Here is a 16,693-nt window from a genome sequence, read left to right on the forward strand (position 1 = left end):
ACGGCGCCCCGACGGAAGGCCTGCAGCGCGGGCACCGGCGGCTCACCCCTTGGGGTGGCGGTCCGGACAGCACTGCGCCCCGCCGGGAGGACCCGGCGGGGCGCAGGCGAACGGAGCGGGCCGGTGGGCCCGCGAGGTGTCAGGAGCCGGACTGGCTCTGCACCGACTGCTTGGACTGCTGGGCCTGGCCCTGCACCGACTGCTTGGACTGCTCGGCCTGGCCCTGCACCGACTGCTTGGACTGCTGGGCCTGCCCCTGCACGTCCTGAGCTGCCGACTGGCCCTCCTGCTTGACGGTCCCGGCCGCGTCCTGGGCGGTGGACTTGACCTCCTCCATCGCGTGCTGGGCGGCCGGCTTGAGCTGCTCGCCCATCTCCTGCGCGGCATCCTTCGCCGGCTGGAGCAGCGCGTCCTTGTTCTCGCGCAGCGTGGACTCGGCCTGCTGGGCCAGCTGCTGCTCCTTCTGCGAGGCAGGGAGCAGGCTGGAGATCAGCCAGCCGGTACCGAAGGCGATGAGCCCGGCGGCGAGCGGGTTGCCCTGTGCCTGGCGCGAAATCGTGTCCGGTGCCTGCTGGACGGCGCCGACCGCGGACGAGGCCGCGTTCTGCACGCTGTCGGCCGCGTTCGAGGCCGCGCCCTGGACCGAGCCCGCCGCGTTGTGCGCCGCGCCCTGCACGGAGCCCGCCGCGTCGGAGGCCCGGTGCTGGGCCGCCGAGGTGGTGTCCTGGGCGGAACCCATGACCTTCTCCTTGAGGGTGGTCATGCGGCCCTTGGCCGCGGTCACCCGCCGGTCCATGACGCGGGACGGGTTGACCTTCTCGTTGAGGGCGTCGACGTCGTAGCTGAGCTCGCGCCGGGTGTCCTCGATCTGCCGCCGGATGACGTCCGGGTCACTGCTGGTCATTGGTATCGGCTCCTGCCGTTCAAGAGACCTCAGCGGTCTGGTGGTCAGTTGGGCTTGAGGGCACCGGGCACCTGCTGCAGGGTGTCCACGGTCCGTTCGGGCTTCGGGTGGACCTGCTCGAACTTCTTGCGGCCCATCACGTACGCGACGGCCCCGACGGCGCCCCAGAGGACGGCCACGATGAGGGCGGCCAGCCCGGCGTCCATCACGTTCTCCAACGCCCACCACAGGGCGAAGGACAGGAACATCAGCACCATGTAGCCGGCGAAGCCGGCGGCGCCGAACATGCCGGCACCCTGCCCGGCCTTCTTGGCCTCGCTCTTCAGCTCGACCTTGGCCAGCTCGAGCTCCTGGCGCATCAGGGTGGAGAGGTCCTTGGTGACCTCCCCGATGAGCGCGCCGACCGAGACGCCTTCGACGTCGGGGTGACCGGAGTCGGTGGTGGGGGTGCCCATGGCGCCGCTGTGCTGCTGGCCCTGGGAGTAGTCCGCCGCGTAGTTCTGCGGCGTCGGCTCCGCATAGCCCTGCGACCCGGCCGGGGTGGCCCCGGAGTAGGGGGTGCTCATGTCAGCGCACCTCACCGGGCCGGCGGGACGGGTCGTCCCAGCCAGCGGGCGTCGCCGGGGGCACCATGCTGCCGGCGGGCGGCACCGTGCCGTACGGCGGCGGCGGGAGCGGGGCGCCGGTGCCGGTCCCCGCGCCGGTGGTGGCGCTGGAGTAGTCCGAGTACGTCGGCGCAGGGTCGACGTAGTTCGTCGGCGTGCTGCGGTGACCGTTGCCCGACCCGGAGTCGCTGTGCGCGGCCTTGGCCCCGCTGGTCAGCCGACCGGCGACGATCCCGGCGGCCGCGGCGCCGAGCAGGAACAGGCCCGGCTTGCGGCGGGCGAAGCTGCGCACCTCGTCGAGGAGCTGCGCCGGCTCGCGGTTCTGCAGCTTGTCGGCGAAGCCCTCGACGACGCCGGAGGCCTGGTGCAGCAGGTCGCGCGCCGGGCCGGGGGCGCCGTCGCTCGTGCCGTCGGCGAGGCCCCGCAGCTCCTGCGCGAGGGACGACAGGCCGGTCGCGGCCTTCTGCTGCTGGCTGATGGCCTGTTCCTTGAGCTGGGTGCGCCCCTGCTCGATGAGGTCCATGGCCTGGCGCTGGGTCTCGTTCGCCACGTTCATGGCCTGGTCGGCGGCGGTCGAGGCGACCTGGCTGCCGGCCTGGGCCGCGGTCTGCCCGACGTTGCGGGCCTCGTCCTTGGCGACGTCCTTGGTCTGCTGGGCCTCGTGCTTGGCGACGTTCTTGGCGTTCTGCGCCTCGTGCTTGGCTGCGTCCTTGGTCGACGAGCTCTCGGTCGTGGTGCCCGTCGTGGTGCCCGTCGTCGCGCCGCTCGTCGGCGGAACCGGTGGCGGGAACGGGGCATCGATGGAGTGAGTCATCGGTCCTCCTCGGCATGCTTGCTGGTCGGTGGGAGCGCTACCCCGACGCCGTTGCGGCACACATCCGGGCGCTGCACGGGCCCGGGGTGCCGCGACGACGTCGGCTCGGCGCCCTGGTGGGGCGGGAAGAGCTGACCGAAGTCCACCCGGCGCATCCGTGCGTCTCGGGGCGGGATCGGGGGTGGCAGGGGCTGGCCAGCGTCGTCGCTGCGCCATCCGCCTGCCGCTCGTGAAGAGCGCCGTTCCGCGCAACGGGTGGGGTACCCCTGGTGAGGGGTGGGTGAAACCGCCGGACGCCCCCGGCGTCAGCCGGACCAGGGGAAGCGCGGGGCGCGGCGCTCCGCGAAGGCCCGTACGCCCTCGGCCAGCTCCCCGGCGGCGATCGTCTCCCGGTACCGCGCCGCGGCGAGCGCCTCGCCGTCCCCGCCGTCGGCCAGCGCGGCCACGGTCTCCTTGGTGGCGCGCTGGGTGAGCGCGGAGCGGGACGCCAGCACCCCGGCGAACCGGTGCGCCTCGGCAGCCAGGTCCTCGGCGTCGACGAGCCGGTCGACCAGCCCGGTGCGCAGGGCGGTGGGGGCGTCGATCAGCTCGCCGCTGTACAGCAGGTACTTCGTCGTCGCCGGCCCCACCAGATCCACCAGGGCCTTGGTGGAGGAGGGCGTGTAGACGATGCCGACCTTGGCGGGGGTGACCCCGAAGACCGCCGTCGGGTCGGCGAAGCGGAGATCGCAGCCGGTGGCGAGCTCCACCCCGCCCCCGATGCAGTGCCCGCGCACGACCGCGACGGTGGGTTTGGGGAAGGTGCGCAGCGCCGCCTGCGCGGCGAGGTTGTGCCGCCGGACGTCGGCCATCGGGTCCGCGGGGTCGTCGCCGCCGAGCAGATCGGAGATGTCGGCGCCCGCGCAGAAGCTGGGGCCCGCGCCGGTGACCAGCAGCACCCGGACCCCGGGGTCGTCGGCGAGCGGGGCCAGCACGGCGGGCAGCGCCGCCCACATCCCCACGGTCATCGCGTTGCGCTTCTGCGGCCGGTCGATGGTGAGGACGGCGACGGAGCCGTCCCGGGTCACGCGGAGGTGGTCGGTCATTCCTCAGCCCAGGTCGTCGGTGGCGAAGGTGTCGCAGCGGCTGGGGTCACCGGTCTCGTACCCGGTGCGGAACCAGCGCTGCCGCTGGCCGACGACACGGTGCCATCGGGGCCCGGGCACCCGCGACCCGGGTCGGCGGGCAGCCGCGCCGCGGCGCCCCTAGATTCGGGAGCATGCCGCTGGAGGGTGAGTACGAACCGAGTCCGCAGCAGTGGGTGCGCGAGCAGGTCGAGCGCTACGAGGCGACCGGGGGGCGGGAGGCGAACACGCTCCTGGACACCGGGCTGCCGGTGGTCATCTTCAGCACCCGCGGCGCGAAGAGCGGCAAGGTGCGCAAGCAGCCGCTGATGCGCGTGGAGCACGACGGGGTGTACGCGATGGTGGGCTCGCAGGGCGGGGCGCCGACCGATCCCGCGTGGGTCGCCAACCTGCGGGCGCACCCCGACCAGGTCACCGTGCAGGACGGCCCCGAGCCTTGGGACGGCGTCGCCCGGGAGATCTCCGGTGCGGAGCGGGACGAGTGGTGGGAGCGGGCCGTGGCGGCCTACCCGCCCTACGCCGAGTACCAGCAGAAGACCGACCGGCAGATCCCCGTGTTCCTCGTCGAGCGCCGCTGAGGAGCAGTGGGGCGGCGCCCGTCAGGGCCAGGCGTCCGCGAGCCGGGTGACGGCTGCCTGGACGTCGGCGTCCCAGGCGGTGAACGGCTCGGCCTCGACGGTGCGCGCGGTGCCCCGGCCGGTGAGCCGCCAGGTGCCGGCGATCCGGCCGTCGACGACCACGGTCGGGCGGAAGACGCCGTTGCGCCCGGGCACGATGCGCTGGGCGTCGGCCGGGTCCAGGACGGCGCCGCGGTCGGCGTAGCCGAGCACGAACTCGTCGAAGCCGGGCAGCAGCAGCGGTGCCCGGGCGGCCTCCCGGTGCGCCGCGCAGCGGTCGGGGGTGTCCGGGTCGAGGAAGTGCTCGGTCCCGTCCACCTCGATGCGCGCCAGCCGGTCGCGGACCGCGTCGAGTCCGGTGCGGACGTCACGCACCGTCGTCCCCGCCCAGCGGACCAGGTCGTGCACCGTGGCCGGGCCGTGGCCGAGGAAGTACCGCAGCACCAGCTCCGCGAGCGCCTCGGCGCGGGCGGGCCGACGCGGTGCGCGCACCCACTCGTCCAGCAGCACGAACGCCTGCTCGCCGTCCTCGGTCGGCCCCAGGCAGAGAGTGCCGGTCTGGGCGAGGAACCACAGCAGGTGGTAGCCGCGCTGGCCGGTGGTGGGCACGCCGCCCTCGTCCAGCACCCCCAGCAGGGCGCGGCGGGAGAGCCGCCGGCCACCCGAGAGGGCCGCCCGAGCGAGGTCCCGGGCGCGCTCGGCATCGGCATCGGTCAGGCCCAGGGCCGCCCGCCGGCCGGCCAGCCCGGCCAGCGCCCGGGGGCCGAGCAGCTCGAGCAGCCACGGCAGGTCCTCCCCGGGCACCAGGTGCAGCGTGCCGCGCATCGGCCAGGACCGGACGACGGCCCCGCTGTCGAGCGCCCGCAGCACGTCGTCCCGGCTCCGGCTGCGGGTGCGCAGGGCCACCGACGTCACCGCGCCCGGGAAGTCCTGCCCCTGCACCGCCACCAGCCGGCGGACGGCCGCGGCGGCGTCCTCCGCCGGCGGCCCGGCGAGCCGCTGCGCGACCAGCCGCAGCAGGGCCACGTCGTGCGGGGTCGTCATGGGCACACCCTCGCAGAGGGGTACGACGGCTCCCGGGCTCAGCGCCGGCGCTCGACGACCTCGACCGGAGGCGTCGCGGCGTGCCAGGCGCGGGACCGCTCGCTGGCCTGGTCGCCCTCGTCGCCGTGCAGCCGGTCGGTGATGTCGTCGAGGATCGCCTGCCGCCCGTAGAGCACCACGACGTCGCCCGTGCGCAGCCGGAGGTCCTCCCTGGGCGCGCCCATCCACGTGCCGTCGTCCCGCTCGACGCCGAGCACGGCGACCCCTTCCTCGGGCAGGCGGAGCCGGCCCAGCGGCCGGGAGGAGATCCAGTCGTCGTCCTTGACCGGCAGCGAGACGACCCGCCACTGGCCCCGCAGGTGCAGCAGCGCGGCGTAGTCGCGGAGGTCGAGGTCGGCGACCCGCCGCAGCACCCGCTCGATCACCCGCCGCAGCACGCGGTCGACGCGCTCGTTGCGCGAGAGCCACAGCAGCGCGGTCATCGAGCCGACGATGGCGACCGTCCGGCGCACCCCGCCCACGGTGGAGTCCACGCCCGCGTACGTGAGGATCAGCGTGCCCAGCACCGACACGGCGCCGGCGCCGCTGACCAGCATCAGCACCATCACGATCCGCCGGCGCACCGGGTGGGAGACCACGGCCTCGGCCTCCGACGTCGTGAAGCCCGTCCCGGTGAAGGCGGAGCGGGCCTGGAAGCGGGCGTGCTGCAACGACATGCCGGTCATGGTCAGCGCGACCGTGGCGACCCGGGTGACGAGCAGGCCCAGCGTGACGATGACGACCAGGGAGACGACGGCGGCCACGCACCACCTCTACCCCGTCCGGGCGCGGGCAGCGACTCCGGCTGCGAGACTGCCGGCGTGCGGGCGGAGGACTGGGACCGGCGCTACGCCGAGCACGCCCAGTGGTCGGCCGAGCCGAACTCGCTGGTGGCGGAGCTGCTCGGTGACCTACCACCCGGTCCCGCGGTCGACCTCGCCGCCGGGGAGGGGCGGCACGCCCTCTGGCTGGCCGCCCGGGGGTGGGCGGTGACCGCGGTCGACTTCTCCGCCGTCGGCCTCGCCCGCGGCCGGGGAAGCCCCGGCGCCGAGCGGGTCCGCTGGGTCACCGCCGACGTCCTGACCTGGTCGGCGCCGCCGGGATCGCTGGACCTGGTGCTGGTCGCCTACCTCCACCTGCCCGAGGAGGAGATGACCGCGCTGCTCACCCGGGCCGTCGGCTGGCTGCGGCCCGGTGGCCGGCTGCTGCTCCTCGGGCACGACGTGGAGAACCTCACCGCGGGTGTCGGCGGGCCGCAGGAGCCGGCGATCCTGCACAGCATCGACCGCCTCGCGCCGGTCGCGCGCCTCCTCGACGTCGACCGGCTGGAGCAGGTCCGCCGGGCCACCCCGCACGGCACCGCCCTCGACACCCTGCTGTGGGGACGGCGACCGGTTCGGTCTCCCGACGGCCGGTAGCGTCGGCCGGTGTGATGGGGATGGGTGGCGCCGGCGGGCGTGACGCGGAGCGGCGCCGGCGACTGGTCGCCGCGCTGGTGGTCCTGGCGATGCTGCTCGCCGCCGGTGCGACGGTGCTCTCGATCGTGGTGGGCTGACCACGGGTCCTTGGACCCTGGTGCCGGCCACCGCGGAACGGAACCGTATGGAACCGCCGCGTCCGCTCCGGCCCGGCACCGCCCCGGAACGAAGGACCGCCGATGACCCAGGTCGTCCCGCCGAGCTCCTCCGGCCCCGCCGCCGACGAACCCACCGGTGCGGGAGGGCTGCCCACCGGCGGTGAAGCGTTCCCCCGGGACGCCGGCGCCCTCCCGGGCGACGAGGCCGTCAGCGCGGCGGTCAGCCGGCTCAGCGGGGAGTTCTCCGGCCGGGTCGGGCGACGGGTGGTCGTGCGGATCGTCCGGGACTGCCGCCGCGAGCTCGGCGGGTCACCGGTGGGCGCGCTGCCCGAGCTGGTCGAGCGGCTGGCGCGCTACCGCCTGGACCGGCACATCGGCTGACCCCCGGGAACCCGGTTGCCCGGCGGGGCAGGATGACGGCGTGGGCTACGTCGACGTGACCGGGATCCGGCACACCCTCTCCGACGGGCGGGTGCTGCTGGACGACGTCTCCTTCCGCGTCGGCGAGGGTGCGCGCGCGGCGCTCGTGGGGGAGAACGGTGCGGGGAAGACGACGCTGCTGCGGATCATCGCCGGGGACCTGACGCCGGAGGCGGGCTCGGTCGCCCGCACCGGCGGACTCGGGGTGATGCGCCAGTTCATCGGGGCGGTGCGGGACGGCACGACCGTCCAGCGGTTCCTCGTGGATCTGTCGCCCCCCGCGGTGCGGGCCGCCTGGGACGCGGTGGAGGCCGCCGAGCTGACGCTCATGGAGACCGACGACGAGCGGTCGCAGATGGCCTACGCCGACGCGCTGGCGCAGTGGGGCGATGCCGGCGGCTACGACGCCGAGGTCACCTGGGACACGGTGACCGTCGCGGCGCTGGGTGTGCCCTACGAACGCTGCAAGTACCGCGAACTGGCCTCGCTGTCGGGCGGGGAGCAGAAGCGGCTGGCGTTGGAGGCGCTGCTGCGCGGGCCCGACCAGGTGCTGCTGCTCGACGAGCCGGACAACTACCTCGACGTCCCGGGCAAGCGGTGGCTGGAGCAACGCCTGCTCGAGACCCGCAAGACCGTGCTCTTCGTCAGCCACGACCGGGAGCTGCTGGCCCGCGTCGCCGACCGGGTGGTGACCGTCGAGGGCGGGACGGCCTGGGTGCACGGTGGTGGCTTCGCCTCCTACCCGGAGGCGCGCACCGCCCGCCACGAGCGGCTGGCCGAGGTGCGGCGGCGGTGGGACGAGGAGCACCAGCGGCTGATCGACCTGGTGCGCACGCTCCAGCAGCAGGCCGCCAACTCACCCGACATGGCCAACCGGTACCACGCGATGCAGACCCGGCTGGCGAAGTTCGAGGCGGCCGGGCCGCCGCCGGACCGCCCGCCGGAGCAGAAGGTGGCCATGCGCCTGCGCGGTGGCCGGACCGGGGTGCGCGCGGTCGTCGCCGAGCAGCTGGAGCTGACCGGCCTGATGCAGCCGTTCGACCTCGAGGTCTGGTACGGCGACCGGGTCGGCGTCCTCGGTGCCAACGGTGCGGGCAAGTCGCACTTCCTGCGGCTGCTCGCCGGCCAGGAGGTCGCGCACACCGGGGAGTGGCGGCTCGGGGCGCGCGTCGTCCCCGGCTTCTTCGCCCAGACCCACGCGCACCCGGAGTGGCAGGACCGGACCCCGGTCGACCTGCTCTGGCACGGCGAGCCGGGCCGGCCGGGCGTCGACCGCGGTCGGGCGATGGCCGTGCTGCGGCGCTACGGGCTCACCGACGCCGCCGACCGGCCCTTCCGCACCATGTCGGGCGGTCAGCAGGCGCGCTTTCAGATCCTCGTGCTGGAGCTGTCCGGTGCGACCCTGCTGCTGCTCGACGAGCCGACGGACAACCTCGACGTGCTCTCCGCGGAGGCGCTGGAGGAGGCGCTCGCGGCCTTCGACGGCACGGTGCTCGCCGTCACCCACGACCGCTGGTTCGCCCGCTCCTTCGACCGCTTCCTGGTCTTCGGCGCCGACGGCCGGGTCTACGAGTCCGCCGAGCCGGTCTTCGACGAGACGCGGGTCGCCCGCGCTCGCTGATCAGCCGAAGGCCTTGCCCTCGCCGCGGTAGGTGGGCAGCGCGTCGACGACGGTGTCGCCCGCGACCGCGTGCAGGGCGCCGACGTGCTCGCAGACCTCTCCGGCCTTGGCGTGGCGGAACCACACCCGGTCACCGATGCGCAGACCCGCGGTGCCCGGTCCGCGCAGCGGCGTCTGCACCTCGCCGGCCCCCTCGCCGGGCAACCGGCGCAGCCCGGCCGGGAAGGTCGGCACCGGCAGCCGGTCGGCCCCCGGCGGCCCCGAGGCGATCCAGCCGCCACCGGCCACGGTCACCACACCGGGCGCCGGGACGCGCGTCACGGGGACGGCGAAGAAGGCGGCCGGGTGCCCCGTGAATGCGCGGTAGCCGTCGAACAGGGTGGGGGAGTAGAGGCCCGAGCCCGCAGCCACCTCGGTCACGGCCGGTTCGGCGGCGGTCCGCTCCAGGCTCCCGGTGCCGCCGCCGTTGACGAACCGCAGGGGCGCGACCGGGGAGACGGCGGCCACGACCGCGGCGCGCCGGGCGGCGAGCTCCCGGGCGGAGAGCGCCTGCAGCCCGCGTACCGCGAGCCCACGCAGGGGTCGGCCGGCGGGCGCGTCCTGCAGGCCGGCGATCTGCGCCTCGTACGCCATGAGGCCCACCAGCTCGACGCCGCGCCGGGCGAGCACCGCGCGCGCCAGGGCGACGGCGTCCTGGGGGGTGTGCACCGGTGACCGCCGGACGCCCACGTGCACCCGGCCACCGGCGGCGCGCAGCGAGGCGTCGACGTCGAGGCAGACCCGCAGCACCGGCCCTCCTGGCGGGGCCACCGCGTCGATGAGCTCCAGGTGCTCGACGGAGTCGACCATCAGCGTCACCCGGCCGGCCGCCTGCTCGTCCCCGGCGAGCTGCCGGAGCGCGACGGAGTCGACCGACGGGTAGCCGACGACGACGTCGGTGCTGACCGGCTCCTCGCCACCGGCCAGCCAGAGCGCCTCGCGCAGCGTGTAGGCGAGAACGCCGGAGAAACCCGGCCGGGCCAGCACCCGGCGCAGCACGCCGCGGCAGCGCACGGACTTGCTGGCCACGCGGATCGGCTTGCCGGCGGCGCGGGCGACCAGGTCCGCCGCGTTCGCGTCCAGCGCGGCGAGGTCCAGCACGGCGAACGGCGGGTCGAGCCCCGCGGTGGCGCGGTCGAGGGCCGCGTGCCGGGCGGCGGGTGGGTCCGCGGTCATGACGCCGCAGCGTGCCCCGCGCGGTCGGCCGGGGCAAGAGCCCCGGAGCGGTTGACCGGCCGGTGCCGCACCCGCCAGAGTCCCCGCTCGACGGAGGGAGACCAGGTGAGCGAGCCGCTGGACCGGCCGCACGACCGCACCCGCTGGCGCAACTGGGCGGGCAACCAGCGTGCCCAGGTGACCGCGGTGCACCCGGGCTCCGCGGACGAGGTCGCGCAGCTGCTGACGACGGCGGCCGCCGCCGGCCGACGTGTCCGTCCGATCGGCAGCGGCCACTCCTTCTCCGGCATCGGGCTGCCCGAGGACGTCCAGCTCGTGTGCGACCGGCTGACCGGCGTCCGCGCCGTCACCGCGGACGGCCTGGTCACCGTGGGCGCCGGGACGACGCTGCACCGGCTGGGCGTCGAGCTGCTGCGCCGGGGGTGGGCGCTCACCAACCTCGGCGACGTCGACCGGCAGACGGTCGCGGGCGCCCTGGCCACCGGGACGCACGGCACCGGGGCCCGGTTCGGCGGGCTCGCCACGCAGGTCCGCGCGCTCGAGCTCGTGCTGCCCTCCGGCGAGGTGCTCGTCTGCGACGCGCAGCGGAACCCGGAGGTGTTCTCCGCTGCCCGCGTGGGCCTGGGCGCGCTGGGGGTGGTGACGGCGGTGACGCTGCAGGCGGAGCCGGCGTTCGCGCTCCGGGCGGTGGAGGGACCGGGCACCCTCACCGCTGCCCTGGAGGGCTTCGACGAGCTGATGACCGCCACCGACCACGTCGAGTTCTACTGGTTCCCGCACACCGACGCGACACTGGTGAAGCGCCACACCCGCGTCCCGCTGGCCGACGGCCTGGCGCCGCTCCCGCGCTGGCGGGCGGTCTGGGACGACGAGGTGATCGCCAACGCGGCGTTCGCCGGGGTGGTGGCGGCGGGTCGCCGGGTGCCGTCGCTGGTGCCCTCGCTGGCGCGGGTGTCGGCGCGGGCCCTGGGCCCGCGCGCGTGGACCGACCACTCCCACCGCGTCTTCGTCAGCCGCCGGCGGGTGCGTTTCCTGGAGATGGAGTACGCCGTCCCCCGGGCCGACGCACCGGCGGTGCTGGCCGAGCTGCGGCGGGTGCACGAGGCCGGCGACTGGCGCGCGGCCTTCCCCGTCGAGGTGCGGCTGGCCGCGGCCGACGACGTCCCCCTGTCGACGGCGTCCGGCCGCGACACGGCCTACATCGCCGCGCACGTCCCCGCGGGCAGCGAGCCGGGCTGCTGGTTCGCCGCGCTCGAGCGGATCGCCGGTGAGGTGGGCGGTCGGCCGCACTGGGGCAAGCTGCACGGCCTGGACGCGGCGACGCTGAGCCGGCGCTACCCCCGGTTCGCCGACTTCGTCGCGGTGCGCGACCGGGTGGACCCGGCGGGCGTGCTGTCGAACGGGTACCTGGACCGGGTGCTGGGGCCGGTGGCTCGCGGCTGAGGCGCACCACCGGCCACCGGTCAGTCGGCCGGGTCGGGGTCGCCGGTGCCGCCGATCCGGTCGAGCTCGGCGAGCTCCTCCGGGCCGAGCACCCGGGCGGCCGCCTGCAGGTTCTCCTCGAGGTGGGCCACCGACGAGGTGCCGGGGATGAGCAGCAGGTTGGGGGAGCGGGCGAGCAGCCAGGCGAGCGCCACCTGCATGGGCGTCGTCTCCAGCCTGCGGGCGACCGTCTCGAGGGCTGCGGACTGCAGCGGGCTGAACCCGCCCAGGGGGAAGAAGGGCGTGTAGGCGATGCCCTCGCGGGCGAGGGCATCGATCAGCGGGTCGTCGGCGCGGTGCACCAGGTTGTAGTGGTTCTGCACGCACACGACGGGGGCGATGGCCCGGGCCTCGGCGAACATCTGCGGCGTCACGTTGCTCACGCCGAGGTGCCGGATCAGGCCCTCCTGCTGCATGGCCGCCAGCGCCTCGAAGGGCTCGGCGAGCGAGCGCTGCACCGGCTCGGCGAAGCCGGGCATGCGGAGGTTCACCACGTCGAGCGCCTCGACCCCGAGGTGGTCGATGTTCTCCTGCACCGCCCGGCGGAGGTCGTCGGGGTCCAGGGCCTCCGGCCAGCCGCCGTCGGCGTCGCGGCGGGCGCCGACCTTGGTGACGATGACCAGCTCGTCGGGGTAGGGGTGCAGCGCCTCGCGGATGAGCTCGTTGACGACGGTGGGGCCGTAGTAGTCGCTCGTGTCGATGTGGTCGACGCCGAGCTCGACGGCGCGCCGCAGGACGGCGATGGCGGCGTCCCGGTCGGCCGGTGGGCCCATGACGTGGGGGCCGGTCAGCTGCATGGCGCCGTAGCCGAGGCGGCGCACCTCCCGGTCGCCGAGGCGGTAGGTGCCGGACTGCTCTGCGGTGCCGATGGTCATGCGGGCTCCCTACCCGTCGCGGCGGGGGTATGCGCGCCGCTCATGTCGCGACGGCCGGTTCGGCGGCCTCCGCGCCGACGGGCGTCGCGGGGAGCACCGTGGCCGGGTGGCGCCGGGCGTCGGCGCGGATGGCCAGCGCGATCCCCGCGCCGACCAGGGCCAGCCCTGCCCCCACCCACATCGGCGCGGTGAGCCCGAGCCCCTGCGCGATGACGAGCGCGCCGAGGGCGGCGCCGATCGCGTTGGCGATGTTGAACGCGCCCTGGTTGGCCGCCGACACCAGGCTGCCACCGGGCACCTGCGCGGCGTCGATGACGGCGTTCTGGACGACCGGCCCCAGTGCGAAGGACAGGGTTCCGAACAGCACCAGCAGCGCGACGGCGGCCACGGTGGACCGGGCGAGGAAGGAGAACGCGACCAGGATGCCGGCCATCGCCACCAGCCCGACCGCGACGAAGGAGAAGCCGTAGCGGTCGCCCAGCCGTCCGCCGGCGAGCGTGCCGACCGTCGTCCCGACGCCGAACAGCGCGAGGACCGGTGTGACCCACTCCGTCGGGATGCCGCCGAGCTCGGTGAGGATCGGGCTGACGTAGCTGTAGACGGCGAACAGCGCCGAGAAGCCGATCATGGTGAGCGCGAGGACGAGCCAGACCTGTCGACGCCGGAACGCGTGCAGCTCCGCGCGCAGATCGGTGGGCTCGCCGGCGTCGGCGGGCATCCACGCCAGCAGGCCGCCGATCGTCGCGACGCCGATCAGCGCGATCGCCGCCAGGACGATCCGCCAGCCGGCGTGCTGGGCGACGAACGTGCCCAGGGGGACGCCGACCACGTTGGCCAGCGTGAGGCCGGTGATCATCAGCGAGATGGCCCGGGTGGCGCGGTCGGGCGGGACCAGCCGGCGGGCGGCGACCGCCCCGACCCCGAAGAAGGAGCCGTGCGCCAGCGCGGTGAACACCCGGGCGGCGACGAGCAGTCCGTAGCTCGGGGCCACCGCGGACAGGGTGTTGCCGACCACGAACACGACCATCAGCGCGACGAGGGTCTGCCGCGGGGTGAACCGCAGCCCGAGCGCGGTGAGCGTCGGTGCGCCGACGACGACGCCGATCGCGTAGGCCGAGATGAGCAGGCCGACCGCGGACACCGAGACGTCGAGGCCGGCGGCGATCTCGGGCAGCATGCCCATCACGACGAACTCGGTGGTGCCGATGCCGAAGGCGCCGATGGCGAGGGCGAGCAGTCCACGAGGCACGCGAAGAACTCCGGGGGACACGGTGGGGAGCCGGCGGGCCGGGTGATCCCGGTGTGCCGATCAGCGGGGTGCTTGCGTGGTGCAGCGCGGGACCGCTGAGGTTGATGCCGGACCGGGGCGGTGGGACTGCTCACAGCGGGCGGGCGCGAGTGCGCCCGCCCGACTGCGGTCAGGGCTGGAGCAGCACCTTCACGGCGCCGTCCTTCTTCTGCCGGAAGTTCGCGTAGGCCTCCGGCGCCTGCTCGAGCGGCACCCGGTGGGTGGCGAACTCGTCCACGCCCAGCGGGTCGCCCTCCAGGAGCAGCGGCAGGATGTCGGGCACCCAGCGCCACACGTTGGCCTGCCCCATGCGCAGCTGGATCTGCTTGTCGAACATGCGCATGAGCGGGAGCGGGTCGGTGGCGCCGCCGTAGACACCCGACAGCGAGATGGTGCCGCCACGGCGGACCGCCTCGATCGCGGTGTTCAGGGCCGCCAGCCGGTCGATGCCGGCCACGGTCATGACCTTCTCCATGATCGCGTCGGGGACCAGGGCGCTGGCCTTCTGCGCCATCGTCGCCAGCGGCGAGCCGTGCGCCTCCATGCCGACGGCGTCGATCACCGAGTCCGGTCCGCGGCCGTCGGTCAGGTCGCGGACGCGGGCGACGACCTCGGCCTGCTCCGTGGAGTCGATGACGGTGATGCCGTTGCGCCGGGCCCGGGCCAGGCGCTCGGGCACGACGTCGGAGGCGATGACCTGTCCCGCGCCGAGGTGCTTGGCGATGCGCGTGGCCATGTCGCCGATCGGGCCGAGGCCCAGCACCAGCACGCTGCCGCCCTGTGGGATGCCGGCGTACTGCACGGCCTGCCAGGCGGTGGGCAGGACGTCGGAGAGGTAGACGAACCGGTCGTCCAGCGGGGCATCGGGCACCTTGATCGGCAGCGTGTTGCCGAAGGGCACCCGCAGGTACTCGGCCTGCCCGCCGGGGACCTGCCCGTAGAGCTTGGTGTATCCGAACAGGGAGGCACCCATGCCCTGCTCGCGGTTCTGCGTGGTCTCGCACTGGGAGTGGAGGCCTTCGGAGCACATCCAGCAGGTGCCGCACGAGATGTTGAACGGCACCACGACGCGGTCACCGGGCTTCACCGCGGTCACCTCGCGTCCGACCTCGCGAACGACCCCCATGGGCTCGTGGCCCATCACGTCACCCACCGACATGAACGGCGCCATGACCTCGATGAGGTGCAGATCGGACCCGCAGATACCGCTGGAGGTGATCTCGACGATGACGTCGGTCTGCTCCTGGATCGTGGGGTCCGGGACGGTCTCCACCCGGACGTCTGCTCGGCCGTGCCAGGTCACTGCGCGCATACGACTTCTCCCTCGATCGGGCTGCGGAAAACGGGCTCCTGCCCGTACGTGAGCCGGATCGCGCCACTCTCAACCATCCACGGCGCGCCCCTTACGTTCCGTAAAGATGCCCTCACGCAACGGCGAGAAAGCGCGCCGCATCGCGGTGATCCGGTTCACAGAACTGCAGGTCAGTACCCCGGTCGTCAGATCACGAACCCATCACGCCGTGTTTACATGGGCCCCGCTCCTCTCCCCGGGAGTCGCTGTGCAATGTCCGCCGACGGAAGTCAGGTGCATGAGTTCGCTCCACCACGACCGCCTCCCCGAGGGGGGTGCGGTGCCGGCCGGAACGGTCGACGCCACGCTCGCCCCGGCCCGCTCCACCAGCGGGACGATCGAGGAGAAGGCCGCGTCCACGGTTCCGCCGCAGCGCCAGGGGAAGGCGCGCAAGGCGGGGGCCGGCCGGACGACCGATCCCACCGCCCGCCGGCGGGCCCGAGCCGCCACCGTCAAGGTCGCCGGCGCGACCGCGGCCACCGCCGCAGCGGCGACCCGGAAGGCGACCACGGCGGCGCGCGCTGCTGCCGCTGCCCGCAAGACCGCGAAGGCGCGCGGCCCGGAGACCCCGGCCCCGGGTGCGTCCGGGCCGCAGGCGGGAACGGTCGACCGGGCCTCGACGCCGGTCACGGACGGGTCCACCACGGTGGAGGCCCAGGGCGTGCAGGCGATCGCCGCGACGGCGGCCGCCGAGACGCCGGTGCGGCGCCGCCCGACCCCCTACAAGCGGTCCGCCGTCGACCTCGCGGCACTGGCGCCGGTCACCGACGTCGCCGCGCTCACCGACGCCCCGGTGGTCGCACCCGACGCCGTCGTCGTCGTGAAGGACGCCCCGGCGCAGCCGGAGCGGTCCGCCCTGGCACCGGTGCCCGCGGAGCCGGTCGTCCGGGTCGTCGGCACCCCGGGTGCCGACGCGGCCGAGGTCCTCGCGGCCGTCGCCACCGGCGGGCGTCGCTGGCTGGACCGCCGCCCGCCCGCGGTGCGGCGCCGCCCGGCGCTCTACCTCGCCGCGGTCCTCGTCGGCGCCCTCGGCCTCAGTGGCGCCTCGGTCGCCGGCCCGACGGAGGTCGCGACGGAGACGGTCAGCCAGTCGGTGAGCGTGGCCGAGCAGCTGGGCATCGACGGTTCCGCCGCGGCGCCGCGCGTCGACGAGGACGACACCTCCCGGCTGCGCGAGGTGGTCGCCAGCCGCAGCGCCCGCGAGACCGAGCGCACCGCCGCCGCGAACGCCCAGGCGGAGGCCGACCGGATCGCCCAGGAGGAGGCCGACCGCGCCGCCGCCGAGGCCGCCCGCCCCGCGGCGGTGCTCCCGGTCGAGGGTGGCCGGTTGACCAGCGGGTTCGGCGCGCGCTGGGGCACGCTGCACGCGGGCATCGACCTGGCCGCACCCATGCGCACGCCCGAGTACGCCGTGATGGACGGCGTCGTGCTCGAGGCCGGCCCGGCCGGCGGCTACGGGCTGGTGGTGTACATCCAGCACGGCAACGGTGACGTCACCGTCTACGGCCACATGGACGAGATCCTGGTGACCCCCGGCCAGGTGGTCCGCGCCGGCGACACCATCGCGCTGCTCGGCAACCGCGGTCAGTCCACCGGCCCGCACCTGCACTTCGAGGTGCACGTCGGCGGCATCGGCGGCGAGCCGATCGACCCGCTGCCCTGGCTCCGGGAGCGCGGCGTCCAGATCTGACCCGCGTCACTCCCGACGACGCCCCCTG

The 16,693-nt window shown here is 75.0% G+C and carries 18 protein-coding genes; 7 read left to right on the top strand and 11 right to left on the bottom strand.

Annotation, left to right across the window (positions count from 1 at the left end):
• Positions 1–139 precede the first annotated feature (139 nt).
• From ACI8AP_RS00935 to ACI8AP_RS00955, 5 genes are all read right to left on the bottom strand, one after another.
• The gene (locus tag ACI8AP_RS00935) at positions 140–904 is read right to left on the bottom strand and encodes a DUF3618 domain-containing protein (RefSeq protein WP_456587446.1); all 765 of its coding nucleotides are present in this window, start codon (positions 902–904) and stop codon (positions 140–142) included.
• Positions 905–948: 44 nt separating this feature from the next.
• Entirely contained in the window at positions 949–1,470 is a 522-nt protein-coding gene (locus ACI8AP_RS00940) for a phage holin family protein (RefSeq protein ID WP_456587447.1), read from the bottom strand.
• Between the two features lies 1 nt (position 1,471).
• Positions 1,472–2,323, bottom strand: coding sequence for a hypothetical protein (locus ACI8AP_RS00945; protein ID WP_456587448.1), 852 nt, complete (start codon positions 2,321–2,323; stop codon positions 1,472–1,474).
• A 305-nt stretch (positions 2,324–2,628) separates the two neighbouring features.
• Entirely contained in the window at positions 2,629–3,408 is a 780-nt protein-coding gene (locus tag ACI8AP_RS00950) for an enoyl-CoA hydratase/isomerase family protein (protein WP_456587449.1), read from the bottom strand.
• Positions 3,409–3,411: 3 nt separating this feature from the next.
• Positions 3,412–3,528 carry a neutral zinc metallopeptidase gene (locus tag ACI8AP_RS00955; RefSeq protein WP_456587450.1) on the bottom strand — a complete coding sequence of 39 codons (117 nt, stop codon included), beginning with the start codon at positions 3,526–3,528 and terminating at the stop codon, positions 3,412–3,414.
• 53 nt (positions 3,529–3,581) lie between these two features.
• Here ACI8AP_RS00955 and ACI8AP_RS00960 point away from each other — a divergent pair, with 53 nt between their 5' ends.
• Positions 3,582–4,025 carry a nitroreductase family deazaflavin-dependent oxidoreductase gene (locus tag ACI8AP_RS00960; protein WP_456587451.1) on the top strand — a complete coding sequence of 148 codons (444 nt, stop codon included), beginning with the start codon at positions 3,582–3,584 and terminating at the stop codon, positions 4,023–4,025.
• 21 nt (positions 4,026–4,046) lie between these two features.
• On the opposite strand, the gene ACI8AP_RS00965 is transcribed toward ACI8AP_RS00960, so the two are convergent.
• The gene (locus tag ACI8AP_RS00965; protein WP_456587452.1) at positions 4,047–5,108 is read right to left on the bottom strand and encodes a winged helix DNA-binding domain-containing protein; all 1,062 of its coding nucleotides are present in this window, start codon (positions 5,106–5,108) and stop codon (positions 4,047–4,049) included.
• A 38-nt stretch (positions 5,109–5,146) separates the two neighbouring features.
• Positions 5,147–5,911: a TrkA C-terminal domain-containing protein gene (locus ACI8AP_RS00970; RefSeq protein WP_456587453.1), complete on the bottom strand. Its 765-nt coding sequence runs from the start codon at positions 5,909–5,911 to the stop codon at positions 5,147–5,149.
• Between the two features lie 57 nt (positions 5,912–5,968).
• Between ACI8AP_RS00970 and ACI8AP_RS00975 the strand changes: the two genes are divergently transcribed.
• The 4 genes from ACI8AP_RS00975 (at position 5,969) to ACI8AP_RS00990 (ending at position 8,764) form a co-directional block, all read left to right on the top strand.
• The gene (locus ACI8AP_RS00975; protein ID WP_456587454.1) at positions 5,969–6,565 is read left to right on the top strand and encodes a class I SAM-dependent methyltransferase; all 597 of its coding nucleotides are present in this window, start codon (positions 5,969–5,971) and stop codon (positions 6,563–6,565) included.
• Positions 6,566–6,576: 11 nt separating this feature from the next.
• Positions 6,577–6,702 (top strand): hypothetical protein, encoded by a 126-nt coding sequence (locus ACI8AP_RS00980; protein WP_456587455.1) that lies wholly within the window; start codon positions 6,577–6,579, stop codon positions 6,700–6,702.
• 102 nt (positions 6,703–6,804) lie between these two features.
• A complete protein-coding gene (locus ACI8AP_RS00985) occupies positions 6,805–7,104 on the top strand; it encodes a three-helix bundle dimerization domain-containing protein (RefSeq protein WP_456587456.1) in 300 nt (99 codons plus the stop codon).
• A gap of 40 nt (positions 7,105–7,144) precedes the next feature.
• Entirely contained in the window at positions 7,145–8,764 is a 1,620-nt protein-coding gene (locus ACI8AP_RS00990; RefSeq protein WP_456587457.1) for an ABC-F family ATP-binding cassette domain-containing protein, read from the top strand.
• Here ACI8AP_RS00990 and ACI8AP_RS00995 read toward each other — a convergent pair whose 3' ends face one another.
• The gene (locus ACI8AP_RS00995; protein ID WP_456587458.1) at positions 8,765–9,979 is read right to left on the bottom strand and encodes an alanine racemase; all 1,215 of its coding nucleotides are present in this window, start codon (positions 9,977–9,979) and stop codon (positions 8,765–8,767) included.
• Between the two features lie 105 nt (positions 9,980–10,084).
• Here ACI8AP_RS00995 and ACI8AP_RS01000 point away from each other — a divergent pair, with 105 nt between their 5' ends.
• Positions 10,085–11,422, top strand: a complete 1,338-nt coding sequence (locus ACI8AP_RS01000) for a D-arabinono-1,4-lactone oxidase (protein WP_456587459.1) — start codon at positions 10,085–10,087, stop codon at positions 11,420–11,422.
• Positions 11,423–11,442: 20 nt separating this feature from the next.
• On the opposite strand, the gene ACI8AP_RS01005 is transcribed toward ACI8AP_RS01000, so the two are convergent.
• From ACI8AP_RS01005 to ACI8AP_RS01015, 3 genes are all read right to left on the bottom strand, one after another.
• Entirely contained in the window at positions 11,443–12,336 is an 894-nt protein-coding gene (locus ACI8AP_RS01005) for an oxidoreductase (protein WP_456587460.1), read from the bottom strand.
• A 40-nt stretch (positions 12,337–12,376) separates the two neighbouring features.
• Positions 12,377–13,585, bottom strand: a complete 1,209-nt coding sequence (locus ACI8AP_RS01010; protein WP_456587461.1) for an MFS transporter — start codon at positions 13,583–13,585, stop codon at positions 12,377–12,379.
• 169 nt (positions 13,586–13,754) lie between these two features.
• Positions 13,755–14,936 (bottom strand): zinc-dependent alcohol dehydrogenase, encoded by a 1,182-nt coding sequence (locus tag ACI8AP_RS01015; RefSeq protein ID WP_456587462.1) that lies wholly within the window; start codon positions 14,934–14,936, stop codon positions 13,755–13,757.
• Positions 14,937–15,213: 277 nt separating this feature from the next.
• Between ACI8AP_RS01015 and ACI8AP_RS01020 the strand changes: the two genes are divergently transcribed.
• Positions 15,214–16,665, top strand: a complete 1,452-nt coding sequence (locus ACI8AP_RS01020) for a M23 family metallopeptidase (RefSeq protein ID WP_456587463.1) — start codon at positions 15,214–15,216, stop codon at positions 16,663–16,665.
• Positions 16,666–16,693: the final 28 nt, after the last annotated feature.

It is taken from the genome of Blastococcus sp. SYSU DS1021 (assembly GCF_054050995.1).

Excerpts from the sequence above, each read along its gene's own strand:
- ACI8AP_RS00935 (WP_456587446.1), bottom strand. The coding sequence starts at position 904 with ATGACCAGCAGTGACCCGGACGTCATCCGGCGGCAGATCGAGGACACC.
- ACI8AP_RS00940 (WP_456587447.1), bottom strand. The coding sequence starts at position 1,470 with ATGAGCACCCCCTACTCCGGGGCCACCCCGGCCGGGTCGCAGGGCTAT.
- ACI8AP_RS00945 (WP_456587448.1), bottom strand. The coding sequence starts at position 2,323 with ATGACTCACTCCATCGATGCCCCGTTCCCGCCACCGGTTCCGCCGACG.
- ACI8AP_RS00950 (WP_456587449.1), bottom strand. The coding sequence starts at position 3,408 with ATGACCGACCACCTCCGCGTGACCCGGGACGGCTCCGTCGCCGTCCTC.
- ACI8AP_RS00960 (WP_456587451.1), top strand. The coding sequence starts at position 3,582 with ATGCCGCTGGAGGGTGAGTACGAACCGAGTCCGCAGCAGTGGGTGCGC.
- ACI8AP_RS00965 (WP_456587452.1), bottom strand. The coding sequence starts at position 5,108 with ATGACGACCCCGCACGACGTGGCCCTGCTGCGGCTGGTCGCGCAGCGG.
- ACI8AP_RS00985 (WP_456587456.1), top strand. The coding sequence starts at position 6,805 with ATGACCCAGGTCGTCCCGCCGAGCTCCTCCGGCCCCGCCGCCGACGAA.
- ACI8AP_RS00995 (WP_456587458.1), bottom strand. The coding sequence starts at position 9,979 with ATGACCGCGGACCCACCCGCCGCCCGGCACGCGGCCCTCGACCGCGCC.
- ACI8AP_RS01005 (WP_456587460.1), bottom strand. The coding sequence starts at position 12,336 with ATGACCATCGGCACCGCAGAGCAGTCCGGCACCTACCGCCTCGGCGAC.
- ACI8AP_RS01015 (WP_456587462.1), bottom strand. The coding sequence starts at position 14,936 with ATGCGCGCAGTGACCTGGCACGGCCGAGCAGACGTCCGGGTGGAGACC.
- ACI8AP_RS01020 (WP_456587463.1), top strand. The coding sequence starts at position 15,214 with ATGAGTTCGCTCCACCACGACCGCCTCCCCGAGGGGGGTGCGGTGCCG.